The organism is Ktedonobacter robiniae (assembly GCF_016587375.1).
Lineage (GTDB): Bacteria > Chloroflexota > Ktedonobacteria > Ktedonobacterales > Ktedonobacteraceae > Ktedonobacter > Ktedonobacter robiniae.
The window spans coordinates 3,499,941-3,526,391 of record NZ_BNJG01000001.1 but is presented as its reverse complement, the minus strand read 5'-3'; the positions used below and the strand labels follow the sequence as shown (position 1 = coordinate 3,526,391).

The 26,451-nt window shown below is 53.0% G+C and carries 22 protein-coding genes; 11 read left to right on the top strand and 11 right to left on the bottom strand.

From position 1 onward, the window contains the following. Positions 1 to 15 precede the first annotated feature (15 nt). Together JMJ04_RS14710 and JMJ04_RS14705 are read right to left on the bottom strand one after the other, a co-directional pair. On the bottom strand, positions 16 to 774 hold the full coding sequence (locus JMJ04_RS14710; protein WP_201371216.1) for a hydroxypyruvate isomerase family protein: 759 nt from the start codon (positions 772 to 774) through the stop codon (positions 16 to 18). Positions 775 to 782: 8 nt separating this feature from the next. Continuing rightward, positions 783 to 1,910, bottom strand: a complete 1,128-nt coding sequence (locus JMJ04_RS14705) for a LacI family DNA-binding transcriptional regulator (RefSeq protein WP_201371215.1) — start codon at positions 1,908 to 1,910, stop codon at positions 783 to 785. A 406-nt stretch (positions 1,911 to 2,316) separates the two neighbouring features. On the opposite strand from JMJ04_RS14705, the gene JMJ04_RS14700 reads away from it, so the two are divergent. Genes JMJ04_RS14700 through JMJ04_RS14685 form a run of 4 tightly spaced genes read left to right on the top strand, consistent with a single transcriptional unit; the run spans position 2,317 to position 6,626 of the window. Continuing rightward, a complete protein-coding gene (locus JMJ04_RS14700; protein ID WP_201371214.1) occupies positions 2,317 to 3,690 on the top strand; it encodes an ABC transporter substrate-binding protein in 1,374 nt (457 codons plus the stop codon). Then, a complete protein-coding gene (locus JMJ04_RS14695; protein WP_201371213.1) occupies positions 3,690 to 4,658 on the top strand; it encodes a carbohydrate ABC transporter permease in 969 nt (322 codons plus the stop codon). The genes JMJ04_RS14700 and JMJ04_RS14695 overlap by 1 nt, the downstream gene beginning before the upstream one ends. Beyond that, positions 4,655 to 5,509 (top strand): carbohydrate ABC transporter permease, encoded by an 855-nt coding sequence (locus JMJ04_RS14690; RefSeq protein WP_201371212.1) that lies wholly within the window; start codon positions 4,655 to 4,657, stop codon positions 5,507 to 5,509. The genes JMJ04_RS14695 and JMJ04_RS14690 overlap by 4 nt, the downstream gene beginning before the upstream one ends. 31 nt (positions 5,510 to 5,540) lie before the next feature. Beyond that, a complete protein-coding gene (locus tag JMJ04_RS14685) occupies positions 5,541 to 6,626 on the top strand; it encodes a zinc-dependent alcohol dehydrogenase (protein ID WP_201371211.1) in 1,086 nt (361 codons plus the stop codon). Here JMJ04_RS14685 and JMJ04_RS14680 read toward each other — a convergent pair. From JMJ04_RS14680 to JMJ04_RS14665, 4 genes are all read right to left on the bottom strand, one after another. After that, the gene (locus JMJ04_RS14680) at positions 6,574 to 6,771 is read right to left on the bottom strand and encodes a hypothetical protein (RefSeq protein WP_201371210.1); all 198 of its coding nucleotides are present in this window, start codon (positions 6,769 to 6,771) and stop codon (positions 6,574 to 6,576) included. The two genes, JMJ04_RS14685 and JMJ04_RS14680, sit on opposite strands and share 53 nt — an antisense overlap. Positions 6,772 to 6,961: 190 nt before the next feature. Next, positions 6,962 to 7,105, bottom strand: coding sequence for a hypothetical protein (locus JMJ04_RS14675; RefSeq protein WP_201371209.1), 144 nt, complete (start codon positions 7,103 to 7,105; stop codon positions 6,962 to 6,964). A 197-nt stretch (positions 7,106 to 7,302) separates the two neighbouring features. After that, a complete protein-coding gene (locus tag JMJ04_RS14670; protein WP_201371208.1) occupies positions 7,303 to 8,556 on the bottom strand; it encodes an adenosylhomocysteinase in 1,254 nt (417 codons plus the stop codon). 21 nt (positions 8,557 to 8,577) lie between these two features. Further along, positions 8,578 to 9,336, bottom strand: coding sequence for a TrmB family transcriptional regulator (locus JMJ04_RS14665; protein ID WP_201371207.1), 759 nt, complete (start codon positions 9,334 to 9,336; stop codon positions 8,578 to 8,580). Positions 9,337 to 9,475: 139 nt separating this feature from the next. Between JMJ04_RS14665 and JMJ04_RS14660 the strand changes: the two genes are divergently transcribed. The 6 genes from JMJ04_RS14660 to JMJ04_RS14635 all read left to right on the top strand — a co-directional run bounded on the left by JMJ04_RS14660 (position 9,476) and on the right by JMJ04_RS14635 (position 17,554). Next, the gene (locus JMJ04_RS14660; protein WP_201371206.1) at positions 9,476 to 9,718 is read left to right on the top strand and encodes a hypothetical protein; all 243 of its coding nucleotides are present in this window, start codon (positions 9,476 to 9,478) and stop codon (positions 9,716 to 9,718) included. 204 nt (positions 9,719 to 9,922) lie between these two features. Continuing rightward, positions 9,923 to 10,492, top strand: coding sequence for a TetR/AcrR family transcriptional regulator (locus tag JMJ04_RS14655; protein WP_201371205.1), 570 nt, complete (start codon positions 9,923 to 9,925; stop codon positions 10,490 to 10,492). Between the two features lie 418 nt (positions 10,493 to 10,910). Further along, the gene (locus JMJ04_RS14650; protein WP_201371204.1) at positions 10,911 to 13,874 is read left to right on the top strand and encodes a PAS domain S-box protein; all 2,964 of its coding nucleotides are present in this window, start codon (positions 10,911 to 10,913) and stop codon (positions 13,872 to 13,874) included. Positions 13,875 to 14,130: 256 nt separating this feature from the next. After that, positions 14,131 to 14,322 carry a carboxylesterase family protein gene (locus tag JMJ04_RS14645; RefSeq protein WP_268887355.1) on the top strand — a complete coding sequence of 64 codons (192 nt, stop codon included), beginning with the start codon at positions 14,131 to 14,133 and terminating at the stop codon, positions 14,320 to 14,322. A 118-nt stretch (positions 14,323 to 14,440) separates the two neighbouring features. After that, positions 14,441 to 15,280, top strand: a complete 840-nt coding sequence (locus JMJ04_RS14640) for an N-acyl homoserine lactonase family protein (protein ID WP_201371202.1) — start codon at positions 14,441 to 14,443, stop codon at positions 15,278 to 15,280. Positions 15,281 to 16,069: 789 nt separating this feature from the next. Continuing rightward, entirely contained in the window at positions 16,070 to 17,554 is a 1,485-nt protein-coding gene (locus JMJ04_RS14635) for a sialidase family protein (protein WP_201371201.1), read from the top strand. Between the two features lie 881 nt (positions 17,555 to 18,435). Here the strand turns inward: JMJ04_RS14635 and JMJ04_RS14630 are convergent. Then, the gene (locus JMJ04_RS14630; protein ID WP_201371200.1) at positions 18,436 to 19,146 is read right to left on the bottom strand and encodes a nucleotidyltransferase domain-containing protein; all 711 of its coding nucleotides are present in this window, start codon (positions 19,144 to 19,146) and stop codon (positions 18,436 to 18,438) included. Between the two features lie 520 nt (positions 19,147 to 19,666). On the opposite strand from JMJ04_RS14630, the gene JMJ04_RS14625 reads away from it, so the two are divergent. Beyond that, positions 19,667 to 21,589, top strand: a complete 1,923-nt coding sequence (locus tag JMJ04_RS14625; protein ID WP_201372375.1) for a sensor histidine kinase — start codon at positions 19,667 to 19,669, stop codon at positions 21,587 to 21,589. Positions 21,590 to 22,295: 706 nt separating this feature from the next. Here JMJ04_RS14625 and JMJ04_RS14620 read toward each other — a convergent pair. The 4 genes from JMJ04_RS14620 to JMJ04_RS14605 all read right to left on the bottom strand — a co-directional run bounded on the left by JMJ04_RS14620 (position 22,296) and on the right by JMJ04_RS14605 (position 26,434). Further along, positions 22,296 to 22,571 (bottom strand): hypothetical protein, encoded by a 276-nt coding sequence (locus tag JMJ04_RS14620; RefSeq protein ID WP_201371199.1) that lies wholly within the window; start codon positions 22,569 to 22,571, stop codon positions 22,296 to 22,298. 245 nt (positions 22,572 to 22,816) lie between these two features. Then, positions 22,817 to 22,975, bottom strand: coding sequence for a hypothetical protein (locus JMJ04_RS14615; RefSeq protein WP_201371198.1), 159 nt, complete (start codon positions 22,973 to 22,975; stop codon positions 22,817 to 22,819). Between the two features lie 10 nt (positions 22,976 to 22,985). Continuing rightward, a complete protein-coding gene (locus tag JMJ04_RS14610) occupies positions 22,986 to 25,736 on the bottom strand; it encodes a peptidase domain-containing ABC transporter (protein WP_201371197.1) in 2,751 nt (916 codons plus the stop codon). 122 nt (positions 25,737 to 25,858) lie between these two features. After that, positions 25,859 to 26,434 (bottom strand): HlyD family secretion protein, encoded by a 576-nt coding sequence (locus tag JMJ04_RS14605; protein WP_201371196.1) that lies wholly within the window; start codon positions 26,432 to 26,434, stop codon positions 25,859 to 25,861. Between the last annotated feature and the right edge of the window lie 17 nt (positions 26,435 to 26,451).

Genomic DNA, 26,451 nt, shown 5'->3' with positions numbered 1-26,451 from the left:
TACAAGCGTTTCATACTAAATCTGGCAGAGGTCGAACGCATATTTTAATGAGGCGAGCGGATCACCGAGGGGGCTAAACTCATGACCAATATAACCCATATACCCGGTTTCCTGAATGGCATGGATGATAGGGGGATAATAAAGCTCCTGGCTCTCATCGATCTCGTGGCGACCCGGATTACCTGCGGTATGATAGTGCGCGAAGTAGGCGTGGTTCTCGCGAATAGTACGGATAATATCGCCTTCCATGATCTGCATGTGATAGATATCGTACAGCAAGCGCACCGCTGGTGAGTCGACCAACCGACACACCTCAACGCCCCAGGCAACATGATCGCACTGGTAATCCTGGTGATTCACCTTGCTGTTGAGCAATTCCATAACGAGCGTGACTCCGGCATCCTCAGCGGCTTTCGCCACTCGTCGTAGCCCCTCGGCAGTGATCTGCGCGCCAGTCTCGTCATCCAGGCCCGCGCGATTGCCGCTAAAGACGATCAGATTGCGAATCCCCCATTGCTCGGCCAGGGCAAGTTTCGCATATATCTCCTGCTCAATACGGGCGTGATGCTCGCGCCTATTTAGGCCTTCCTGAATAGAACGATGACCATCCACAGAGATGATGGAGAGTCCATGATCCTTGATACGCTGCCAGTATTCTTGCGGAACCAACTCTACACCTCTCAGGCCAATCTCCGCCGCCGCGCGAATCAACTTGTTCGCTTCTACATGCTGGGCGAAACCGCCCCACGAGAAAGATTGCTGTATCGTAGCCATAGTCTTGTCTACTCCTTCTTCATATTTGTTGTTGGCACAATTTGGGTAGTGGGCGCATGTTCTGACGGCGCGACTCCGGTGGAGGAACGGACAACCAGGCGCGTTGAGAGTCGAACCTGGTGCTGAACCCAAGAGGTTGAAGTATCTTGTTGCCCCTGTTCGAGCACAATACGCACTGCCGCTTTTCCAATATCCGTCATTGGCAGTTCAACAGTGGTAAGCGGCGGCGTAAGATAGGGTGCATATGTGTTGTCAAAGCCGATAATTGAAATATCGTCGGGAACTCTCAGAGAGCACTCATATATGGCCTGTAAGGCTCCAGTTGCCAGGATATCGCAGGTAGCAAAGATCGCTGTAGGTCTCCTGTCAAGTTGCAGAAATTGCCTGGTATAGGTGTACCCATCACCCGAGTTGTTATCATGCTCCAGAGTATAGTAGCGGCCAAAAGCGATCAATTGCTCGTCCACCGGGATTTGATACTTTTGTAATGTATCCCGGTAGCCTGAAAACCGTTCTCCCTCAACCGATTTCAAGCACTCAACGAAAGCGGGGTCCTGGTGTACATAGGTTGGGCCAGCGCCAATATAGGCAATGCGCCGATGTCCAAGTGAGATAAGATGCTCTACTGCCGCCGCTGAACCAACATAGTTATCTACCGTTACTTGATGAGTGGGGATAGCAGTAGGTTGTTGCACTTGCACAACCTGGAGACCCGCATCTAGCGCGAGGCGCACGTTGGTCTCATCGACCGCCGAGGTGAAAAGAATCGCGTCCACGCGACGCTGAATGAGCGTCTCTACCCCTAGCCGTTCACGACGTGCATCTCCTTGCACATTAATCATCAGGACACTCCAGCCATGCTTCATTGCCTCCTGCTCAACGCCAAGCGCGACGCCCGCGTAGAACGGATTAGGCATAATGCTATGGAGGATATGGCCGATAGTGAGCGTTTGCTGTTTCCGTAATCCCTGAGCTACAACGTTGATACGATAGCCCGTTTCCCGAATGGCCGCCTCAACCTGTTTGCGGGTCTCTTCCGCGATATACCCCTGGTCGTGCAGGACACGAGCTACAGTGGCGGTAGAGACTCCAGCCTTCCTGGCAACGTCTTTTAGCGTTACATTTCTTTTTTCCATAGTAGAAAAGGAAACCTGTTCTTCATTATCTGTATGATATCGATGACACTTAAAGCATACTTATCCCCTCCCTTTTTGTCAAGAAGCCTGCCATTTCCCTGGAGTTTCTCCCTTCAATTACCTTGACAAATAAGTGAAGAGTAAGTTATGCTTCCCATGTCATCGATGACATACAGCAAGATGCATACATCGCATGCTGCACCTCCTGAGCAAGAGAGCCGCTCAGAACTTCTCCCGTGAAGCGCTAGAGGTACTGAAAAGGCTCTAGATAGTTACTTTATAAGCCATTGTGGCAAAACTGTTATTTATCAGAAGGAAATGGCGAGCGGTGTATATAACACCATAATGTATACACATCAGCGAGTTATAGCTGTTGGTTTTTAGCGCAAGCAAAGGAGTGAGCGCCATGCATTTACCTATCTCGCGGCGGCGTTTTTTGATAGATAGCGGCAACGCGGCCTTGGGCGCAAGTATTGCCGGAGCACTACTGGCCGCTTGTGGTGGCCAATCGAGCAGCGCAAATGTCGAGTACTGGTATGGACTGGATGATGGCAATCAGCGCAACTATATGAAAGCGCATGATATCGATGCCTTCAATAAAGCCAATCCTAATAGCAACATTAACATCAGCTTTAAGCCAACTGCTGATGTTGATCGCCTCATTCAGATCGCTCTTTCTTCTGGCAAAGGTCCCGATATCGTGCCTACCCCTGGACCCGCGTATGCCCTGCAATATATCAATGCGAACCTGCTACTCGACCTTAGTTCGTACGCAGACAAATACCATTGGAAGGACAAAATATCTCCCTGGGCGCTCGACGCTGGACGCGTACATAACAAGCTTTACTCGCTTCCTGGCTCCTACCAGACACTCATCATCTACTATAACAAAACGCTTTTTAGCCAGAAGGGCTGGAAGGTCCCAACCAACAGAAGCGAACTAGAAGCCTTAGCCCAGGAAGCCCAGGGGCAGGGAATTATGCCTTTTATTGCCGGAAACGCTGACAGTCGACCCAGTTCAGAGTGGTATACGACCATGTTCTTCAACCACTATGCAGGACCAGAAGCTGTCTACCAGGCGCTTACAGGTGAGATCCCCTGGACTGACCCGGTCTTTGTAGATGCTATTACCCTTCTGCGCCAGTATTTCCAAAAAGGGTGGTTCGGTGGTGGCATTCAGCAGTATTTTACCAATAAGTTTGATACGCTGGACTCTGCCTTTGGCAAAGGAAAGGCAGCGATGGACATAGAAGGAAGCTGGGCCTTCTCGAATTGGTCGTCCTATTTTGGGAAAGGAAACTCCGATATGGAGTATGACTGGTTCCCCATTCCTCCCTTGCGCGAAGGGGTACCATCCAATCTGTACGCGCTGGGGATCGGGTACACACTCTCCATTAAGGCCAGCAGCAAGACGGCTGACGCTGCGGCTACGTACCTGGACTGGCTCTACAGCACGCCACAACGCGCCGTGCAAGAAACAGCTGACATCAATTATCCACCACCACCCATACCGCTCAAGGCAACGGATTTTCCCTCGAACATTGATCCACGAGTGAAGAACCATTACCTGGCACTCAATCAGGCCGCGTCTCAGGGAAATTTCGGATACACAACCTGGACCTTCTGGCCCTCTAAGTCAGAAGTCGTTGCCTATGAGAGCCTGGATAAAGTGCTCACGGGCGATCTGACGCCAGCGCAGTTCTGCGCGCAGATGAACGACACTTTCCAGAAAGAGCGGGCGCAAGGAGTGGTGCCACCAATACCAAAGGGGCGGATCTAATGTTGTCAAAGCAGGCTCATCGTCAAGCCTCGCGGTCGATCACTGACGCGCTCTCTTCCGAGCGCGTCAGCCGCGACCGCACTCGGCGTGGCGCACGCGGTAGAAAGCGGAAGCTGCTCGCGTGGGCTTTTATGCTTCCATTCTTTCTCGTCAATTTTGTCGTTGTCCTTGGGCCATCGCTCTCTACGTTCTACTACGCCTTTACCGATTGGTCAGGCATAGGTGTCGCTCACTTCGTGGGACTAGCGAACTTCGAGCATCTGTTACACGACATTGATTTTCACCAGGCGCTGATCTATAACCTGCTATGGGTCGTCATGTTTCTGACCGTCCCTATCGCGATGGGACTTGTGGGAGCCTTTCTGCTCTCACAAATCAAGCGCTTCCAGATGTTCTTCCGAGCGGTGTACTTCATCCCATACGTCATCGCCAGTGTCGTGAATGCCGCTATCTGGCAGCAGCTTCTGGACCCACAACAGGGGCTGGCGTTTGTTCTTGATCGTTTTGGCATTCACCTGCTGGATAATGTTTACTTTTTTGGGGATAAGAAGCTCGCCCTGGCCTCGGTGGCCTTTGTCGATAACTGGCATTTCTGGGGCTTCCTTGTCGTGATCTATCTGTCAGCAATGCAGGCGATTGATCCCGAACTCTATAACTCGGCGAGGGTGGATGGCGCAAACCGCTGGCGTCAGTTCTACCATATCACGCTACCCGGCATTCGCCCAGTGCTAGGACTCTCCCTCTTGCTGGTAACAGTCTGGTCACTGCTCGTCTTTGAGTATCCCTTTATCATTACACAGGGTGGCCCGGCGGGAGCTACTCAGGTAATGACCATCCTCCTCTACAAAAACGCGTTCGCGCTTAATGAGGCTGGTTATGCAGCAGCGATGGGATTATGTGTGAGCATTTTAGCGGCAATTGTCGCGTCCATCTTCGTTTTCATACGGCGGAAGGGGGTAGAGATTTGAAATCGCACGCAAAAAAATGGCAGCAACGTGTGTGGGGCTATTCGGCAAGCACCATCTATTATCTGCTCGCGATTGTGCTCGCGGTATTCTCGCTGGGGCCAGTGCTCATCTTGCTCTTTAACTCCTTGAAATCTGATAGTGAGCTAGGGAGCAATCCCATCGGCCTTCCGCTCCAGCCGTTGCTAAGTAACTATGTCAATGCCTGGAATCAGGGAAATCTCGGCGTTACATTGCTCAATAGCATCATCATTACCACCGGGACCATCATCGGTATATGGATTATTGCTGGGCTGGCGGCGTATGCCCTGGCTCATATGGATCTGCCGGGAGGAAATGCCGTTCTTCTGTACCTGGTAATCTGCTTTGCCATCCCCTTTCAACTCTTTCTGGTTCCGCTCTACTTTCTCTGGAGTTCCCTCAATCTGACGGACAACTTACTGGGGTTAATTATTATCTACTGGGCAATCAATAGCCCCCTTGCGATTATGCTGTTGCGCTCCTTCCTTATCAGTATTCCGCGTGACTTTAGCGAGGCCGCGCGTATTGATGGAGCGAACGAATTGCAGGTCGCACTCCATGTTGTGATGCCACTCTCGCTGCCTGGCTTCCTCACTGTTGGCCTCGTGGCTGGCTTCGCTGCCTGGAACGAGTTCATTTACGCTATTACGTTCATTCAAAACAATTCGCTCCTACCCGTGTCGACAAGTTTCCTTTCGTTTCAGCAGTCCTTTCACCGCTACTGGGGACTCACCGACGCGGCTGGCGTCATTGTTATGCTCCCAGTTATCGTACTGTTCCTGTTCTTGCAGCGTCGTTTCATTGAAGGACTCGCTGCTGGTGGTTTGAAGTAAGGTGCTCTCGTTGTTCTAGAAAGGTCTACACATGTATCGCGGTCTCTACGTCGATAAGCCTCAAAGTGTTCGTATTCATGAAGAGCAGGAAGCTCCCCTACAACCACACGAGGTACGCATTCGTACCACATTTGCCTCCGTCAAGCATGGAACGGAATTCCACCTCTTTAGCGGAGAATCCCCGTTTCAGGACAGGCGCTTTGATACCCAACGACGACTCTTCGTCAAGAAAGAAGAGGGGGAGCAGCCAGATATCTTCACCCAGCACTTTGTGGGCAACATGGTTGTCGGGACGGTGATAGAGATTGGTCAGGATGTGAGCAAGGTGCGCTTAGGGGATACCATTTATTGCTATGGACCAGCCTGTGAGCTGGTCACAAAGATAGAGGAAGAAGTGGAGCTATTGCGCGCTCCCATGAGCGCATGGGACGCTATGTGCCTGGACCCAGCATTGTTCGCCTTCGCGGCAGTGCGCGATTCCGGAGCGCGTTTAGGCAATAACGTCGTTGTCTTTGGCTTGGGAGCTATTGGTCTCTTCATTGTCCAGATGCTTCAACGCAGTGGTTGCGCCCACATCGTCGCGGTTGATCCGATTGAGAAACGACGCGCGCTCGCCAGGGGATTTGGAGCCACCACCGTTGTCGATCCAACTCTTGAGGATATTGGCCTGATCACACGAGAACTGTTTGATGGGCAGGGAGCTGATATCGCCATCGAAGCCAGTGGTAATTACCACGCATTACATGGCGCGATGCGGGCGGTTCGCAACTGCGCCCGTGTTGTCACGTTAGGCTACTACAAGGGAAGAGATGCCGTGCTCGAACTCGGAGCGGAGTGGCACCACAATCGGCTTGAATTGATCAGCAGCATGCCTGTCTGGAACAACCCATCCAGAGAGTATCCTCATTGGGATAGGCAACGCATCACACGCACTCTCGTAGACATGTTTCTGAAGAAGCGCCTGACTTCTGAAGGCATCATTGATCCTATCGTCCCGTTCGCGGATGCCGCCACGGCCTTTCTCGACATTTATCACAATCCGGTCCATGCGATTAAACTAGGGATCAGTTTTTCGTCAGGAGGCGATGCACAATCCTTGACAGTGAAGGGAGAGTAGGACCCTGAATCACGTCTACCACTTCCTCAAGCAGCTCGCCCAGATCGACCGTGTCTTGCGCATACTCCAGCGTCACGGCCTGGATGCGCGAGAGGTCGAGTAACTCGTCGACCAGACGGTTATCAACATCTCCTCTATCAGCCAAACCATTCCGCTATACCTTGAGCTGGAGCGCGTCTGCCCAAAATTCCAGGAGAATCACCACTAGAGCCAGCCTTCCTGCTGCGGTGGGAAGGCGGGGGCCGAACCCCGCCTCCCGCCGCTGTAGCGCAGAGTGCTCTCAGATCATCAGTATGTGTAAAGCTCTATCACCACGAGCGAGCCCTACACGTATCCTAGGCCAACCTTGATATATCAACCTCGCGTACATGTTCAAGGAAGTTGTGAATGGGCCGGAAGCCCAGAGCACGCTCCGCACTCTCCGAGACATAGACACGATCAATACTCTCGGGCAACGCCCACTCTCGCCCAACAAACACGTCCAGCGCCTCCGGCACGACATCAGCCCGCAGAGCCGGTCAGAAGAGCGCCTCACGGTTGCTAATGTTAACAAACTCCCCTGTCCAAGGTCCCGGTCTCAGATCGATACCGTAGACCTGTGTTGCCGTGCCGTCAACTCCTGAGCGATAGCTCTACCAAGTAGCCCCGAGCTTCCGGTAAGTAAGACGCGCATAGCTTACGCCACCGTCCCCGACTGCCAGGAGCGCGCATACGCTTGCTGTTGCTCATTCAGGCTATCCAGCTCAATGCCCAGTGCTCGCAGTTTTAGCGCCGCAACGCGCTCGTCGATCTCGGCTGGCACATCGTACACATCAGGTGTCAGGTGCTCATACTCCTGCAGGAGATAGCGCGTGCAGAGCGCCTGATCGGCGAAGCTGAGGTCCATGATGGCCGCTGGGCTGGCTTCCGCTGCTACCTGACCCACGAGTCGCCCCTGGGCCAGCAAATAGAGCTTACGCCCGTCTGGCAAGCAATACTCCTCAAGGTGCTCACGAATCTGTGACCGCTCGCTGGCGATATCTGCAAGGGTTGCGATGTCAATCTCGACGTTGAAGTGTCCCGAGTTCGCCAGAATAGCCCCGTCCTTCATGCGCTGGAAGTGCTCGTTCCGAATGACTCCCGCCATGCCGGTCACCGTGACAAAGATGTCGCCCTGCTCCGCCGCCTGAAGCATGGGCAGCACCTGGAAGCCGTCCATCACTGCCTCAAGTGCCCGTGTCGCGTTGACCTCACACACTATAACGCGAGCGCCCATGCCACGCGCTCGCGCCGCCACGCCACGCCCACACCAGCCATAGCCTGCGACTACCAGCGTCGCGCCTGCCAGGAGCGTATTGGTCGCACGCAAGATGCCGTCAATCGTGTTCTGCCCGGTTCCGTAGCGATTATCGAAGAAGTGCTTCGTTGGCGCGTCATTCACAGCAACTACAGGGAAGCGCAGATACTTCTGCTCCGCCAGGGCGCGAGCGCGCACCACTCCTGTTGTCGTCTCCTCAATTGCGGCAACGGTTGACCCACACGAGGGCTTCTGGTGAAGCGCGACGATCAGGTCCGCCCCATCATCCATAACGAGGTGAGGATTGCAGGCCAATGCACGCTCGATATGACGACCGTAGGTCTCCAGGTCCTCACCATAGAAAGCATACACTGAAATCCCTTCTTCTACGAGCGCTGCACAAACATCGTCACGCGTGGAGAGCGGATTGGAGGCGCAGAGTGCCACTTCTGCCCCGCCGGCGCGCAAGGCCATCAGTAAAGCTGCCGTCTCCGTTGTGATGTGCAGAGCCGCCGCAATGCGCTTGCCTGCGAAAGAGCGCTCGGAGGCGAACTCGGCGCTGAGCTGACTCAGGACGGGCATGTGCTGTTGGGCCCAAGCGATACGCCGCTTTCCTTGAGCAGCCAGGGCGATGTCACGAATATCGTAATCCATAGGTCGAATCCTTTCAGATCTTTAGCGTTGAGCCGCGCCAGACGGCGCACTCTTGACGTTCCAAAGCAGACGCTGCTTGCGCTCTTCCCACGCCAGCCAGGCAATTCCCCGCTCGCGCGACACAATGTCAGAGCGCGCGTTATTGTTTGTCAGACGCTGGTACTCGAAGTAGCCTCGTAGCGTGAGTGTAAGTGCCGGATTGGAGGTAATGATGGCCTGTGAACTCAGCGTACCTACCAGAGCCAGGCGCTGGTCACACAGAACCAGCACGCTATCGGGCGCGCTCATGGTAGTGGTCGAGGACTGGTAGACATGACAGCCGCGCTCCTGAGCCTGCCACAGATCTTCTTGCATCTCTGCGAGATGCGTCGCCGGCATGACCAGGTCTACGTCCTCTCGCGCCTCGCTAAGTAGACGGTGCACACGCTCAAGCGTAGCGCGCTGGCCACGGACCACCCAGAACTCATCGCTGGGTTGCCTGGAGTGCAGCAGCGTCAGGGAAGCCGCGAGCGTATCGAGGGTATATTCCATCGTCGCGCGCACTTGCCCCAGAAAGTACTCTGGTTCCTGTGCACGGTAGCGCGGCGGCTCTCCAGGTTGCACCAGCACCAACCCCTTCTCCACCAGCCGCTCGAGGATCTCGTAGATACGCGAAAGTGGCACATGCGACTGCTTGCCAAGCTCGTACCCCGTCATTGAGTCGTACTGGACAAGCGTCGCATACGCCTCCGACTCATACTTTGTCAGACCTATCTGCTGTAGCAGTTGCAACGTATCCATAACATCCTCCAAATTTATTAACCACTCTAGTAGTTAATAGTATACACACAAAAGAAGAGGACTGCAAGGGAGGAAGGAAAAAGACAGCAACCGATAGGAGCCGCTCATACAGAGAGGTGCAGACAGCTGTATACAGGAAATGGCACGCAATAAGGACGCCAGGCGCATCGCAGAGCGTCGTGCTGAGTTCGAGGCAGAGCAGAAGCGGCTCGTGACGGCTTTTACCAAGGGCTACCTGGATGAAAAGGACCTGGATACTCAGCTGAAGCGTCTTCGCCGGCCGATTCAATGCTCTCGCTTTTTTCTCGCAAGGATCAGAAATACCTCGGCCTATAAAAACAGGAGAAAGCTGAAGAATGCTCTCAAGTCGATCCACTGCTGAGTTGAATCTCGTTGCGCAAACCATGAGTATCTGGTTCCTGTGCGTTTTTTTTAGCATTGGAGAGCCCCAACAAGTAACCTGTTCTACTATTGACAACAGACAGACTTGTCTGTATACTACTGGCAATAGACAGATTGGTCTGTCTATTGCCAGTAGTAGTAATAAACAGACCAGCCTGTTTTTTAGCAGAAAGGAAGGGGTCTCATGATTATTCATGAGTTAACACCATACGAGCGTATTATCGATACCGTGTCAAGATTATTCTATCAGGAAGGTATTCACGCAACAGGAATAGATCGCATCGTGAAAGAGTCCCGTGTTGCCAAGATGAGCCTCTATAAGTATTTTCCCTCAAAGGACCATCTGGTTATAGCCTACTTACAAAAGCGGGATGTTCGCTGGCGAGCCTGGTTAGAAGAGGCAGTGAATCGCATTGGCGCTACGCCTGAAGACCGCATTCTTGCCATCTTTGATGCTCTCGACGAGTGGTTTCACTCTTCCGATTTTCATGGCTGTGGTTTCATCAATGCTGCCGCCGAATTTAACGATGAGCAACGTTCTGTGCATGATATCGTGAATGAACATAAACAACTGGTCCATGACTACGTGAAGCAGTTAGCTCAGGCGGCGAACTTGACTGACATTGACCGCGTTGCTTCACAGATTTGCCTGCTGATGGATGGCGCCATTGCCACAGCGTTAACGCAGAAGAACATGAATGCCGCGCAAACTGCACGCCAGCTTGCAAGCATGCTCCTTATACAATATCGCTAGTAAATACCACAACAAAGTACTGATAGGCCCAGCGCGAGGGTTCGTTACTATAAAGAGCCCGCGTAGCAGATATGAGATATGAATAGATGGCATTTCGGGCGAGAGATCAGGTCGATCTTCGCTGCTCTGCCTTCTACGCCTCCTTCGGACCAACGTTCAAGCTGTCAACTATACCCGTATGCTTTCCTTCTGTACTCAATGAAAGCCGTTTGAATGATCTTTTTCTCTTGTTTAGAGCGCATCCACATATATTGCCCGTCAAGCGGACACTTCGTAGCAGCGAACACCCGCACTGGGTCTACGGAGAGGGAAGGGTGAAGAGAGAGAGAACGCGTTCTTCTAGATGTCTTGGAGTTAGAGTAGGGACGCATCTTCGCCACCAGGGATGGGGACACGTGAAAGGGAGATGTACCGCGCTATGTTGAATACCAAGCAGACCAGGCGTCTCACTCCTACGTCTTGTGAGACGCTCCTCACGCTTCTTGAGACGCTTCCCGGTGCCTTATTTCTCATCGATGACGCCGCGACGGTTGTGTATGCCAATGCGAGTACTCAGGCCATGACGGAAGCACCACCAGAGGCACTTGTCGGAAACAGCTTCTGGAGAGGTGCTCACCAGCTGGTGAGCACCTCGCTCTACCAGGCCGTGCTCACGGCCAGACAGACTCAAGAACCCACCGAAGTGGAGTATGTTTCTCCCGTGACCCGGACCTGGCTGCACGTGCAGCTCGCCCCGACCGTTGGGGGGCTGGCGTTGCATTTTCACGAGAAAAGAGCACCTTTGCCTCGCCGGGAGACGTTTTCCCCAGACGGATATCCCGCCACTGATATCCTGGAGGACATGTATGTCGGGGTCGGATTTCTCACGCCCGAGGGGATCTTGTTGGAAATCAATGAGGCCCCTCTAGAAGATGCGCAGATCCGACGCGAGGAGGTAATCGGCAAACCGTTTGCTGACACCCCCTGGTGGTCCTTTTATCCCGCCAGTCAACACCAATTACGCGAAGCCATCGCACGCGCCAGCAGGGGAGAAACCGTGCGGTTCGAGACCCTGGTTCACCCTAGAAAAGGCATGGACCTTCACCTTGAGGCGAAGATCACACCCCACAGGGACGGGGACCACCACGTCGCGTACCTCGTCTATGTCGGGAGCGATATCACCGCGCGCAAGCGAGCCGAAGGAGAAATTCAAGCCCTGGTTGATGCTCTTCCCCAGCTGGTCTGGATCGCAAGACCTGATGGATCTGTCACCTACAACAATCAACGCTTGATTGACTATTTGGCAATGACCCTCGAACAGGTCAAAGGGAATGGCTGGCTGGCGGGTGTGCATCCTGATGACCAGCAACGGGTACAGGCGGCGTGGCAGATCTCTATCCAGGCAGGCGAGCCCTATGAAGTGGAACACCGTTTGCAAGACGGCACCAGCGGATCGTATCGCTGGTTTCTTGCCCGAGGCGTGCCACAGAGAAATGCACAGGGTGCGATCCTGCACTGGGTTGGCACCTACACCGATATCGACGAGCAGAAACGAGCAGAGCAGCAGCTCAAAGAAAGCGAGCAGAACTGGCGCGTGCTGGCCGAAACAGTACCACAACTCGTGTGGACCACTCGCCCAGATGGCCGTCTTGACTACTGTAATCAGCGCTATTGTGCGTATACACAGGCCGCTTTTGAGCAACTGTGCGGCTATGGATGGCGGCAATTCTTGGATCCTAAGGATGCTGTACGGGTTATGCTTCTACGGCAGCATACCCTCCAAACAGGTAAACCCTTTGAGAGCGAACACCGTCTGAAGGATGGTCACACAGGTGCGTATCGCTGGTTCTTAGCCCGTGCCATGCCGGTGCGTGATGAAGCAGGCCAGATCGTCAAGTGGTTTGGCACCGCCACCGACATCGACGAGCAGAAACAAACGGAACAAAGGCTGAAAGAGAGTGAAGAACGATTTCGGGCGTTGGCCGAAACAGTGCCACAGCTCGTATGGGTGGCACGATCCGACGGCCAACACGAGTATACAAACCAGCACTGGTGTGACTACACGGGGTTGACGCTTGAGCAGATACAAAGCGACCAATGGGATCAGCTCCCGTTCATTCATCCTGATGATCGTGAAGACATCCAAGCTCGCTGGCAGCATGCCCAGGACACGGGAGCCATGTATGAGCACGAAGGGCGTCTCAGAAATGGCCAGACGGGTGCGTACCACTGGTTCTTAACTCGCGGGAGGCCAGTGCGCGATGCAGCAGGCCAGATCGTCAAGTGGTTTGGCACCAGTACCGACATTGAGGAGCAGAAGCGCATCGAAGAAGCCTTGCGTCAGAGCCAGGAGCGGGTGAGCGTCCTGATGAACTCCAGTATTATTGGGATCAATATTGCCGAGGGTGAACAGATTGTGGATGCCAATGACGCCTTTCTGCGGATGACCGGCTATACCTGTGAAGACTTGCGTGAAGGGCGCATCAACTGGTGGCACATGACCCCTCCAGACTATCGGGCTCGCACCAGGCAAGCACAACAGGAACTTGCCACCCAACAGTATCTGACGCCCTACGAGAAAGAGTACGTGTGTAAGGATGGTAGTTGCCTTCCTGTGGTCGTGGGTGGCGTCGCCTTCCAGCATGGCTCGCGCCAATGCATCAACTTTGTGCTGGATAATTCGGCGCCCAAGGAACTCGAACAACGCAAGGATGCCTTTATCAGCATGGCCAGCCACGAACTGAGGAACCCGCTCACGGCCTTGAAACTGCACACCACCTTGCTGCGCCGGCAACTGGCAAAGCAAGGCCTCCAGGCTTCTGCTCCGGCTCTTTCCAGCATGGAAACCCAGATCAACAAAGTCACCCGGCTCGTGGAAGAGTTGCTGGATGTCTCCAAGATTCAGGCGGGCAGGCTGGAGTATCGGCAGGAGGCGGTGGATCTCGACGCGTTGCTGCGGGAGATCGCCGAGATCATGCAGCAAACGCATCCCAGCCATCGCATCCTGGTGCGTGGCGTCGTGCAGGCCAGCCTGATGGCGGATCGAGACCGGCTCGGACAAGTCTTCACCAACCTGCTTAGCAATGCCATCAAGTATTCTCCCGGTGCAGAGACCGTCGAGATAGACCTCGAGGCCTCCCCAGAGACCATCACGATCCGTGTGCACGATCATGGCCTGGGTATCCCGCGAGAGCAGCGCGACAAAATCTTTGAGCGCTTCTATCGGGCCACTGGTCCCAAACAGAAAGCGATCCCGGGGCTGGGAATGGGGCTCTACATTGTGGCGGAGATCGTCAAGCATCATGGGGGAACCATCACCGTGGAGAGCGAAGTCGGGAAAGGATCGACCTTTATGGTCACCCTTCCCAAAAGAACTTCTATATTGATGATAGACAGGATTTGAGGGATATGATAGGCTTTGATGCTAGTTATGGTGTCTTTGAAGAGACTACAGGGTTACTCATTACATCTCATTGGCAACAACAACAAGAAAAAATTAAAAAGTAGAGATGAAGAAACCCTAAGCAGAAGCTATCTATAAATTTTGAAATTCTGTGGATTTCAAAATTTACACACCTGGAGACTTTCCGAATGAGCAGGAAACGCCGAAAAATGAATAATAAGATGCGCTTCTAGCACGTAAATGCTAAAATGTCTGGATCCCTGCAGCCGATGATACTCGCCGTCCGACCATGGTATGGGTTCACGGAGGAGCCTTCGCCAACGGCACAGGAGCAGCCTGGCCTTTCGACGGAACCTCGTTCATTCGTGACAATATCGTTCTGGTCACGATCAATTACCGGCTTGGCCCTTTCTGCTATCATAACTTGGATGGGTCTGTGAGGCTGTAAATCTCAACATTCTGCTGGCAAAATCTGTATAACTCCCATTTCTCCAGTCGATCCCTCTTGACAGCATAAAATCAATGATGTGTCATTGATTGAGGTAGACACAAAGAGGAGAGAGAGCATGCGTATTCACGCGATTCAAACGGGGACTGTTGCTATAAAAGCAAAGCAGGTGCATGGTCAAGGAAGCGACTCTATGCGACTCATTAACACGATGCTCGACAGGACATGGACTGAGCCCTTACCCATCTATGCATGGGTGATCGAACATCCTGAGGGACTTATCGTTGTTGACACTGGTGAGACTGCCCGTACGGCTGAACCAGGCTATTTTCCCTGGTGGCATCCCTATTACAGAAGCGTGCGTGAATGGGTTCGTCCTGAAGAGGAAATCGGGCCGCGACTTCGTGCTATGGGGATCTCACCAGATGATGTGCGTTGGGTCTTGCTGACACACTTCCATACAGATCACGCAGGTGGGCTGCATCATTTCCCAAAATCTGAGATTTTGGTTTCACGCGCTGAGTATCAGGCTGCTAGCGGTTTCCGAGGGCAAATAAAAGGGTATCTTCCCCAGCACTGGCCAGCCTGGTTTGCCCCAACGTTGATTGATTTTGCCCCTCAGCGGTTTGGACCATTTTCCAATAGCTATACGCTTACCAAAGCAGGCGATGTCCATCTCATAGCGACACCAGGTCATACGGTTGGACATTACTCGGTCGTGGTGCAGGAAGATGAACGCGCCCTCTTTTTTGCGGGTGATACATCATATAATGAGCAATTAATGCTCAAACAATCGGTTGATGGCGTGACTTCAAATATCGCGGTCTATCGAGAAACCGCGCGTCAGATTCTTACATATATGCAATCTACACCAACGATCTACCTTCCCAGTCATGATCCTGACTCTCTACAGCGTTTGGCCACACGTCGAGCTGCTCTTCCTGTGAACGCTGAATGAGCATAGAAGCCAGCAACCGAAGAAAAATCAATGGAGAGAGGAGAAGAGAAACACATGCAACCTGCTGAGGAATTACGTTATCTCATACTTGCAGCGCAACGGGAGGGGGAGCGGATATTAACAGAGGTGCTACGCCCCCTTGATCTTACTCCATCGCAGGCTGAGGTACTACATGTGCTTCAGGTGCACATTGGACTCGCTTGGAGATGATACCAGGCTCACAAACGAGATCGAACTCCATGCTCCGGGAGCGCTCAACGCACTTGCTCCCTTGAGCACCTTGGGCATAAAGAGTGCGGTTGCGCAGAACTTAACCGTACTGAAAGAACTGCTTGAAAGGATGGGGCAATAGGGGTCTGTAGCAATGGTCACAACGATTGAGCTGATAGAGATATGTCCTGCGCCATGAGTCGTTGCTCTTTTTCTGCATAACAGCCTCTAGCATGAGAAGAGGTACTTCTAACGCGAATCGCGTAACTTTTGCCCATTTCATAATAATACAGTAGAGGTATCTAAAAAGGCTCCAGGATGAGATGGAGAGGTTTGTTGGAGAAAACTGCTGCTCAAGCCGAGAAAAAGAGTGTTTCCAGAGACTGAGCACTCAAAAATGTCACAAAAAGGCTGCCAGTGCGATTATGTAATAGGCGGATGGTAGTGAGCGCTCATTTGTAGTGCCGCTGCATCTCATAAACCCATGGGGCGACTACTCCCTACCTACCGCAGGATAGAGCCGCTCCCCAGGATAACTGTGGCTCTATGGGAATTCTTCAAGAGAAAAGGATGGAACCAATGCACTTCGTGTCACTCCCTCGTAAGGATCATATACCGTTCCTGATTGTCACGACACTCATGCTCATCGCAGGTCTGAGTTTTGCAGCCCTGCGCCCGATACATGCACTGGCGGCTTCTCCCGTTGCGCAGCAGATCAGCAGCGATCCTTTCACCAATCCCACCTCGCAGCATCAAACGCAGGTTGAGCCAAGTACGTTCTCTTACGGCTCAACCGTTGTCGCCGCGTTCCAGAGTGGACGCTTTGCCACCTACGGCGGGGCTTCGGGGATTAGCTGGGCGACTTCCTTTGATGCTGGCTTGACCTGGAAAAGAGGCACATTATCTGGCCTGACGGTCGCTGCTGGCGGTTCCTATGCTCGAGCCAGTAATCCAGTCGTGATCTATGATCAGGCCCATCATATCTGGCTGCTCTCTGTCCTGGCCGCGAAAACCCAATTCCAGGGCTCTTCAGGGAGTACCGCTGTGGTAGTCAGTCGCTCTTCCGATGGGCTCACCTGGAGCAATCCGGTGCTCGTCGCCGCGACTGGCCCAAGTGATTACTTCGATAAGGACTGGATTGTCTGCGACAATCATCCAACAAGCGCGTATTATGGTCGCTGTTATGAGGAATGGGATAATGGGAATGCGCATGGCCAGATTCTCATGAGTTCCTCCAATGATGGAGGTCTCACCTGGTCGCAGTCAGTGAGCCCAGCGAGCCAATCCTTCTCCGCTCTGGGCGGGCAGCCAGTTGTGCAACCCAATGGCAATGTCATTGTCCCTATCTATGGCTATGATCTGACAACGGGAGCCGATGGCATCTATTCCTATCGATCAACCGATGGCGGTGCGACCTGGACTGATCTGGTCAAGGTCTCCCCTTCCACCTACTCCGGCACGGCAGCTCCATTCTATCGAGGAGGATCCCTGCCCTCCGCAAAAATCGATGCATCAGGAAAGGTCTACCTTGTCTGGGCGGGCTGCTACTTTGAGGCGAACTGTCTTGCCAATGAAACCGGCGATTCCACTGACGATATTGTTCTCACAACCTCGACTGACGGCATCACCTGGACGCCCTTGCAACGCATCCCCCTCGATGCGATCGGCAGCGATGTCGAACATATCACGGCGGCCCTGGCTGTCGATAGCAATACAGCAGGCAGCAAAGCGCACCTGGCTGTAACCTACTATTATTGGGCCAATGCAGGGAGTTGCGCTGCCGCGACCTGCCAGATCTATGTGGGCTTGGCAACGTCCACCAATGGTGGTGCGACCTGGAGCCAACACCAGACCCTGGCAGGCCCAACGACCGCAACCTGGTGGGCAAGCACGGAATATGGCTATATGACTGGGGACTACATCTCCACCTCGATTGCCAACAATCGCGCAGTGTCGGCCTTTCCAGTCGCCACTGCACCTACTGGCACGACACTTCATCAATCCATGTACAGTGGTAGCGTGTTTGTAACGGGGGATCAATTGCTTGTGAGACACTCACTGTGACACCCAAAGTTGCTCCTGCTGGGGGAACATCAGGGAAGAATTATCATATGGGGAGTTAATTCCACAGAAATCTCTTCAATATCAACCCAGGCAACATGTCCGCCTCGCCCCACATACAGAGGGCGAGGCGGACATGTTGCCTGATCGCGCCTCTTCCTCGAAGCGTGCAAGATGGTACCGGTTTTGAACAGACCATTGATAATCCAGTAGGTATTCCTTTATCACAACGACGCCCAGGACCAGACGCGCCGCGGTGGAAAATTCCCGTTTTGGAATGGCCGAATGTGGTACGCCGCGTTCTCGAAAACCAGGAGCCTCTGCGGAAGGTGGCGGAGGATTATGGTGTTTCGCATGAGACAGTTCGACGCGTGATCAATGCTGTTCAGAAGAGAACACGCTAATCTATCCTGCACCAAGAACTCGAAAGCCAGATTGAGTTCCAATCCCTCTCGGGAGCAGCGTCGGCTCGACGAATACTTGCTGCCCACACAAAAATAAAACCATCTAAGTTTCAATCCCTCTCTCGAGGGTCGCAAGTAATTCATAGCTTGACTTCTTCTTCTCGTTCTCCACGAATATCCTCGTTCCTTGACACAAAAGAAACTCCTTTTGCAGAGTATCAGTAACCAAACATTCCCAAAGATCCCAACTGGGAAGTTGGTGGTCTCATGCGCGTGCTGCTCGATCGTAGCAGTCCGCTCTACAAAGCTGTGTACACCCAGCGGACCTCGTGTGAACGCATCAACAGCCAGGCAAAAGAACTGGGGATTGAACGACCCAAACTCCGCAATTGTCATTCTGTAGCCAATCTCAATACGTTGATGTATCTCATTATCAATGTACGTGCGCTCAATCGAGCCAAGTCCATCAATAAAGGACTTCTACACATGAATGCGTTGCGACCCTCTCTCCAGGGAAGGCAAGATCCAGTCAAGAAGCTCTAGAGCAACCTGTACACGCTGCCCAGTCTCTCCACAAAAGAAGTGTTTGAGCCGCTCTTCGACATCAGGAGGTCCTTGTGACAAATCCTTGATGTGTGCCCAGATTGATCCGTTAGGTGGAAGTGGCCTGTTATTCGCAGCCCATAGCCCCTCGATAATCTGCCAGGAAACCGTCCCAGCAGCGAAAGCTGCTTTCAACACATGGCCTCCTCTCTCGGCTACACGTATTTTGAAACGAGCAGACTCTAGCCAGGAAGCGATTTTCTCCCGCTCTGGTTCAGAGATCTGGTAGGTCTCAAAGCGTTTTTGCGCCTGTTCTTTCAGGTGTGTGAGGGCCGCCTGCGGATCAAAGAGGATCTGCCCGTCCAAATAGGCATAGACTTCCATCGGGTTCGTTTCGAGCATGGACTGAGCTAATGCCACATCAGCATATCCCCGTTCAACCAGAACCCCCTGGCATAACTCTCTATGGAATTCACGCCCCGTTCCTGGAGTAAGAATAAAGCGTAGGTCGAGATCGGCTCCCGGCAAGGCATCGCCTCTCGCGACAGAGCCAGTCAGCAGGATACCGATAATCTCTTCCTGCTTGGATACCTCCTCAACCATCTCTTGTAGTAGGGATTGATACAACAAATCAACACCTCTCTTCATAGATATATCTCATTATTGAGGTACATACTCTCAGTCAAGCCAAATCCATCAATGGAAGAATTCTACTTATGAATTACTTGCGACCCTCTCTGTCGAGAGCAGCGCTCTTTCGCCGCTTCCCTCACAGTGTAGCATGACAAGCCACCAACATCGAGCCTTTGCGAGAGGCTCTTTTTCTTACATGTTTTGATCTAACCAGCCCTTATAGCACCAGCTATAGGGGCTTTCCTTGTGAGGTGAAACGATGAGCCTCTCTATCCTGGATGAATACCTTGCTGGCCAGCGCCAACCAACACGGGTTGTGGCCTCAGTATTATGTCTCCCGACCTGTGCTGGAAAAGCTTATCATGGAGTTACGCATGCAGACTAGGTGATATCTGGTCAGGATTGTCGCACTGAGACGAACATCGGTGGGGATGAGATTGCAATTCCTTTTTCGCCACGAGTACAATACCCTTGTCATCGCGGTTGCTCTTCCCTCAAAGAACGCTACAACATGCTTTCAGCAAAGAAGGACATCATGGGTAAAAGCCGGCAACGTGTCATACAGGGGAAACAGAGACCAAAGGTACGTCCTGCAAGGAAGCACGTTCCTCGATCTCACCTGCTTTCGCCACGTGAGTGGCCAAACGAGATGGTGCTGCTCCAGCAACTGGAGGAGATCTTTGCGTCCTTACCACAGAGTATCATTGCTTGTGATCGGGAGGGGAAGATTCTCCGGCTCAATGCTGCGGCATTAAAGCTCTTTGAAGTGCCTTCTGAACTCCAGTGTCAAGGAAGAGATTACCACAAGTTCCTGACGCCTTATATAGGCTGTACCGAGCAGCAACACCCAATCTTCCCCGAATCATGTTTGGGAGATCCTTGTAGAAAGGAAGAAGCGCCTCCCTATCCAGCAGACACCGTCATGCTGCTCCAGGTTCCTTCCGGGCGGTGCATCGTAGTGAAACAGTCTTGCTCACCGATGCGGAATGCACAGAAGCAAATTTGGGGAATGGTTCGTGTTTTCCATGAATTCTCGCCACGGGAACAACAGGCTATGCATCTCCTGCGCGTCCACGAGGCAATCCAGACCCTGACTGAGGCCATTGCGCATCTCCCTGGACACTTTCCCGAGCCGATTGCAAACGCATTACCGGCAGAGTCCCCTCTTCTCTCACCTCCTGTGGTCTTCATTGCTCAGCAACTGGTCGATGTGATCCGTGACATTCTGGGTTGTCCTCGCGTGAGCCTGAAAGCGATAGGGCTTAGCGGGTATTCGTATTTTGTTGCAGGCAGTGGTTTTAGCGCGGAACAAGAGCAGCCCGAACGGGCAATCAGCGGGCGCCTTCCACTTGTGGAGATTCTCGACGCCTCTCTGGTTGCCCGCCTTGCTACAAAACAAGAGGTAATCGTTCAGGGAAATCGTGTGCATATTCCACCAGACTACGGCAACCTCGCCTCCGAGAGGATTCTCCTCATCCCTCTGTTTCTAGAAAAACACCTGGCAGGGCTACTCTGCATTCTCAAGGAAGGACTGGAGAGCACCTATACCTCCGAAGAAATGGAATTAGTAAAAGCGCTCGCCGCGCAGGCTGTTCTGGTCATGCAATGCCTCCTCGCTGCGCAGAAGCAAACAGAGTCGCATGCCAGAGAGCAAACGTTGCGCGACGTCCATCATCTCAGCCAGGAATTCTTAGTTCTGGCCAGTCATGAACTGCGCACCCCTCTTACGAGCATCCTGGGCAATCTGCAGTTGGCCCAGCGTCGCTTAGCCTCGCTCCAACGCCAGATTGCCGAGCAAGCAGAACCCATACAGAAGCATCTCACACAAGCCCAGCAGCCTTTAGCTTCTGCCTCACAGAGCGCCCAACTTCAGCAGCGCATGATTAATGCGATTATCGACGATGCTCGGCTTCAGGCCAACCAGTTCCAGTTGCACCTGGAACGATGTGACTTGCTTGCGCTGCTAAACGCAGTTGTGGTCAGCCAGCACCAGATGGCACCTGGACACACGATTCTGCTAAATATGCCTGCAACACCTCACCAGGTATTCGTTCTTGGTGATGCTGAGCGTATTGGCAGCGTGTTGACCACCTACCTGGAGAATGCCCTGGCCTATTCGCCTGCACAACAGCCGGTGACGGTGAATGTGCTGGCCAAAGAGAAGAGTGTGCAGGTCTCGGTGCACAATGAGGGGCCAGGGATTCCCCTCGAAGAGCAAAAACATCTCTGGGAACGCTTCTATCGAGCCAAAGGAAGCGCAGTCCAGCACGAACTGGATCTGAGTTTAGGACTTCGTCTCTATCTGTGCCGGGCCTTTATTGAACGGCATAGCGGGCAGGTTGGTGTACAAAGCGAGCCTGGTCACGGGGCAACCTTTTGGTTTACCTTGCCGATTCTCCCTCCTGATATCCCGCAGCAACAAAGGGAAGGGAGAACGAGTTGTACAGGGACTCCCTAACGGAGACCTTCCCTATGGATACCGCTCTACAGGTCCTAAATCAGCTCCAGAGTTTGATCCTGAAGAATATCCTGGCTTACGAATGATCGGCGAATTATGCATGCAGGGCAAGACGGCAGAAGCGATTATGAATGCCGTGAATGAAGCGGGCTACCGTACCAATAGCAAATCTACTGGTGGGATATGGTGTGCGAGCAAGTGATCCAAGTAGCGCGACAAGCAGACTTTGACTCGGAGGCAATGGAGCGAGAAAAGGGGCGCCTACGCCTCAAACGCGAGCATATTCTCAAACAGCATCGAGAGGGCTATATTGAAGATGAAGAGATGGAGGAAGAAATGGCCTCTGTCGAGTTAGCTTTAAGAGCCTTAGAGTTCCACACTGAAGCTCGCCTACGTTCGCTTTTTCATATCCTGCTCATATATTATTCAATCAGGGATGAGCTTTCTATTTAGTCCCTCTTTTGTCAGAGAGGGCGAGACAACCAGTGAGGTGTGGAGAGCACCACCCTCTGCAAGCCAAGGACTCTTCAACGTCCCTACCCAAAACCACAGTGCTCTGTTTTGAGCATCTACCATCTTTGACAGAAGAGGGATTAGTGCGCGATTCCTGGTAGATGGTGAGACTAGCCGCCAAGTCCCTACCATCTACCAGGGCGAAATGTCCTGAGCGCGAGGCATCACGCCTGAGAGCTGTAAACGAGCATCTTTAAAAGGAGGTGATGGAGGATGACTTTATGACAAGGAAAGGCTCATCAAGGATTTTGGCCGGGACAAAATTGCGCGTATTAGGCCGATGGTAGAGCACAATGGAATCCGCTCCATTCTCGTCCTTTTCCACCTTGACGTGATCCTCGTCATATTGGATGGTATTCCCGGTGAGTGAGATGATAACCTTGTGGCAGATGGGGCAGGTGTATTCGGCACGGAACAGGCCTGTAAGCGTGGCTTTTTCCTGCGGGTTCTGCGTGTCACTGCTTGTCATGCCTTACTCTCTTTCTGCTATAAAGCACAGTATCAGTGGTTGATTGTACCTTTTAAATTGATGTACGTCAATGAAAGATAAAAACATCTATTGGTTCTGATCGCTGCGTAAAGTTGCCAGCGATTATGGTGTTTCAGACAAAACAATCAGACACACTATCAATGCAATTCGCAAGCAGCAGAGAATATGATAGGCTCTCTCGATGGAAGGTATGGCCGCACCCAAACCACGCCGCAGGCAGATATCTACAGCTTGGGCGCGCTACTTTTCTGCAAAATATGCATTTCATGGGGAAACTGTACGCCGAAAAGCTCTGGTAAGAGCCACCGCTGGCCTGGCTCTCCACGTGGGAATGAAACCAGGCCAGGGCGACTGTTATGGCCGTTGACGAGGGAAATCTGCATTGAAACAATGCTATGCGGCTTCAATCTCACCACTTTCAATCTGGCTCTGGATCAGTTGGGCATAGTAGCCTCCACGACGCAGGAGCCTTTCATGAGATCCCTGCTCCACGATACGCCCTTGATCCAGCACCAGGATCAGATCCGCGTTGCGGATGGTGCTCAAGCGATGCGCAATGACGACCTGCGTACAGGAGAAGCGAGAGAGATTCTGTTCTACCGCGCGCTCGGTCGTGACATCGAGCGCGCTCGTTGCCTCATCTAATAAAAGGACGGCTGGTTGGTGAGCCAGGGCACGGGCCAGGGCCAATCGCTGGCGCTGCCCACCGGAAAAGGAACTTCCGCCCTCAGACATGACCGTCTCATACCCCATGGGCATCTTCTCGATGTCCTCATGGATGGCTGCCAATTGCGCCGCTCTCATCACCTGTGCCATGTTCATCTCTGGATGATTGAGCGCGATGTTGTCGCGTACGGAGCCGCTAAAGATGAAAGATTCTTGCAGAACCACTCCAAACTGACTGCGAACCTCGCGATAGTTCAACTCTTGCAGCGGTATTCCATCAAACGCGATCGTCCCTTGCGTTGGCGTGAGCAGCCCAATCAACAACTTCCCCAATGTGCTTTTGCCTGAGCCTGTTCTCCCAACCAACGCAACCCGCTGCCCAGGAGCAATATTCACCGTAATATCGTTCAAAATCAGCGGCGTGTGTGGTGCATACTGGAAACGCACATTGTTCACCTCAATACGACCAGTCAGTGTTGGCGGGGTGCGCACCTGCAGTGGATCTTGCTCAGGTTCGGCCTCAAGCACATCGGCGATGCGCTCGAAGTGGGCGCCAGCAATCTGCAATTTCTGTCCACTCGACGCCAGCGAACTGAGTGGCATGAGGAAGAGGGTAGCCAGCGTAGTGAGCGCGAACATCGTGCCAAGAGGCATCGCGCCATTGATGACTTGCAGCGTTCCTATCCAGAGCAAGAGCGTGGGGGACAGATTGTAAAGTAATTCGAAGATGACGCCAATCAACGAGACCAGATAATTGCGGCGGATGGAGATATTCATCTGCTCAAAGTACAAATTCGTCCAGCGGTCGAATGCGCGCTCTTCAGCGCCAGCAGCCTTGAGGGTGGCGATGCCAGCCAGGGTTTCATTCAAGTAGCCCTGAGCTTTCCCCTGGGCCATGAGCTCGCGTTGCATAAGCCTGCGCACAGATGGGGCAGTGAGCAGCAACAAGCCAATCTGAAACGCGCCAATGAGTACGGTCACACCCGCAATCAATTTGGATAACCAGATCAAGGCTATCAGAGAAAGAAGCACACTGCTGCTATCGAGCACCGTCGAGACCAATTGACTGGAGAGAAGATCGCGGATCGCAGCGTTACTGCTCATACGGGAAAGCAAGTCACCACTTAAACGAAGCTGGAAAAAGCGGTATGGTAAACTGAGCAAATGGGTAAAGAAGTGCTGCGTCATGTGCACATCAATGCGTGTTTGCAGATAAATAATCAATGTGGCACGCAAAAGCTTCGTGACCCCTTGCGCGAAAATCAACAGGAGCATTCCAACGCCAAGCAGCATGAGAAGATCTCGATTCGCGGATGGAATGATCGTATCGACCGCCACTGCTGTCAGAATGGGGGCGCAAAGGCCAAGCAACTGCAACAGCAGCGACGCACCGATGATTTGGATGAGAATGCCGCGGAGAGACAACATGGAACGTGCATACGTCCCCAAAGAGAAAGAACGCTGGGAAGATTGCCGCGTAAACTGAGGTCCTGGCTCGACCATAAGGACGACGCCAGTGAAGCCTTCTTCAAACTCGGCGTGAGTGATGCGTCGACGCCCAATGGCCGGATCAACAAGGTCAACATACCTCTTCGACCAGCGTTCAACAACCACAAAATGATTAAACTCCCAGTGAATGATAGCTGGAAGCGAGACAAAACGGAAATCCTCGACCTTTAAAGAGACCGCACGCACCTTGCATCCATACTGGCGCGCGGATTTCGCAATGGCACGCGCGGACAAGCCATCCCGACCGACACCACAACGCTCCTGCACATCAGAAACACGAGTGGCGCACCCATAGTAGGTAAGAATCATCGCCAGGCAAGCCGCTCCACATTCAACCGCAGTCATCTGTCTCATTGCAGGAACGCGACGGAGGTGCTTCAGACGGAGAGGACGAGCAGGTTCCTGGGTGCGAGCCTTCTCCGTTGCCTGTGGCGGTTGCTGGCGCTCCTGCGAGGAGCGCACAGAGGTAACGGGTCGACCTTGAGAGGAACTAGCGACGTCGACACACTGTCTATTCCTCGACGGCACGGCCTCTTTCTGTCGGCTGGGTAGCGACAGTATGGCCGGATGCGTCGTACTGTGCTTAGCAGTCTGCGGGCTGGGTGAAACTGATCTAGAGACGCCTGTACTTCTGTGATGACTAGGTAAGGCAAGCAAGCGCGGCCCCGAAGGTGTCTGCATTTCATTCGTTGAGAAGAAGCGCGAGGGATCAATCACCATGGTTTTAATAGATGCCACAGGTCGTGCGGACTCTGCCACGAGTTCTTTGAGTGCCCTCATGGGATGGGTGGGAGTTTCAGCGCTCGTGGGTGTCGGAGAAACTGGCTCACACGGCAAACACCCACTCTCCCCCTGTTCATGGCTGGGTAGTGATAATCGAGGCTGCACAGCTTTCAGCCTCTTGCTTGCCTGATGGGCGTCATAAATGGCCCGAGCGGTCTCATATCCCTTTGGTGTGTGTTCTTCCATAAGCACAGCATCCCCCTATGAGTATAGTATCCTCCCGGTAGTGAAAAAAGGCGCATAGGAAATGGCCTACTCACCCTTGAAGTGGTCGTACAGAGAGAAACAGTTGGTATTGGGTTATCCAACTACGAAACGAGTTGGTTGAGGCCAGGCAACAGGGAAAGCACACTCTGTGATCCCACCTGGACACGAGCTGAAAAGGTGCTCCCTGCGTAGAGATTGGCTGAGAGAGGAGCATCAAGACGTATAGCCGCCGTGACGGAAGGCTCGGCAACCATCGACGCGCTTTCACCTTGAAGCTGAAAACGAGTGCGTATATCCAGAGGACTCATCACGCGTGGTTCAAGAGACGCAACGACACCGCGTAAAGAAGCCGCCTTTGGGCCAACACGTAATTCGACAGCTTGACCGGGATGGATTTGCTTTTGTTGGCTCACTGGCACAAAGAGCACCGCGACGATGATCGCTCCATGTGTGGAGTTTTGTCGCGTCAAAATCCCCTGCCCTCCCACGAAAACTGGGACCTGCGTTCTCCACGCCAGGAGACTGGCTCCCAGGAAACAGAGCAAAAGCAGCCAGGCAAAAATCCACACTGGAGGTGTCGCCAGGCGTAGGATAATGCTCTGTTTTTGCTTCTGAAGATGCCGCTTATAAGCATCTTCACGAAAAATCGAACGATTTGAAGAGGTCATAGAAAACATGGTAAAATGAGCGCCAG

What these genes read in the sequence shown, in the direction of transcription:
- JMJ04_RS14710 (WP_201371216.1), bottom strand. Translation starts at nt 774, where the DNA reads ATGGCTACGATACAGCAATCTTTCTCGTGGGGCGGTTTCGCCCAGCAT.
- JMJ04_RS14640 (WP_201371202.1), top strand. Translation starts at nt 14,441, where the DNA reads ATGCGTATTCACGCGATTCAAACGGGGACTGTTGCTATAAAAGCAAAG.
- JMJ04_RS14630 (WP_201371200.1), bottom strand. Translation starts at nt 19,146, where the DNA reads ATGAAGAGAGGTGTTGATTTGTTGTATCAATCCCTACTACAAGAGATG.
- JMJ04_RS14615 (WP_201371198.1), bottom strand. Translation starts at nt 22,975, where the DNA reads ATGCAGATTTCCCTCGTCAACGGCCATAACAGTCGCCCTGGCCTGGTT.
- JMJ04_RS14700 (WP_201371214.1), top strand. Translation starts at nt 2,317, where the DNA reads ATGCATTTACCTATCTCGCGGCGGCGTTTTTTGATAGATAGCGGCAAC.
- JMJ04_RS14665 (WP_201371207.1), bottom strand. Translation starts at nt 9,336, where the DNA reads ATGGATACGTTGCAACTGCTACAGCAGATAGGTCTGACAAAGTATGAG.
- JMJ04_RS14695 (WP_201371213.1), top strand. Translation starts at nt 3,690, where the DNA reads ATGTTGTCAAAGCAGGCTCATCGTCAAGCCTCGCGGTCGATCACTGAC.
- JMJ04_RS14655 (WP_201371205.1), top strand. Translation starts at nt 9,923, where the DNA reads ATGATTATTCATGAGTTAACACCATACGAGCGTATTATCGATACCGTG.
- JMJ04_RS14650 (WP_201371204.1), top strand. Translation starts at nt 10,911, where the DNA reads ATGTTGAATACCAAGCAGACCAGGCGTCTCACTCCTACGTCTTGTGAG.
- JMJ04_RS14605 (WP_201371196.1), bottom strand. Translation starts at nt 26,434, where the DNA reads ATGTTTTCTATGACCTCTTCAAATCGTTCGATTTTTCGTGAAGATGCT.
- JMJ04_RS14705 (WP_201371215.1), bottom strand. Translation starts at nt 1,910, where the DNA reads ATGGAAAAAAGAAATGTAACGCTAAAAGACGTTGCCAGGAAGGCTGGA.
- JMJ04_RS14625 (WP_201372375.1), top strand. Translation starts at nt 19,667, where the DNA reads ATGGGTAAAAGCCGGCAACGTGTCATACAGGGGAAACAGAGACCAAAG.
- JMJ04_RS14635 (WP_201371201.1), top strand. Translation starts at nt 16,070, where the DNA reads ATGCACTTCGTGTCACTCCCTCGTAAGGATCATATACCGTTCCTGATT.
- JMJ04_RS14620 (WP_201371199.1), bottom strand. Translation starts at nt 22,571, where the DNA reads ATGACAAGCAGTGACACGCAGAACCCGCAGGAAAAAGCCACGCTTACA.
- JMJ04_RS14660 (WP_201371206.1), top strand. Translation starts at nt 9,476, where the DNA reads ATGGCACGCAATAAGGACGCCAGGCGCATCGCAGAGCGTCGTGCTGAG.
- JMJ04_RS14610 (WP_201371197.1), bottom strand. Translation starts at nt 25,736, where the DNA reads ATGGAAGAACACACACCAAAGGGATATGAGACCGCTCGGGCCATTTAT.
- JMJ04_RS14670 (WP_201371208.1), bottom strand. Translation starts at nt 8,556, where the DNA reads ATGGATTACGATATTCGTGACATCGCCCTGGCTGCTCAAGGAAAGCGG.
- JMJ04_RS14685 (WP_201371211.1), top strand. Translation starts at nt 5,541, where the DNA reads ATGTATCGCGGTCTCTACGTCGATAAGCCTCAAAGTGTTCGTATTCAT.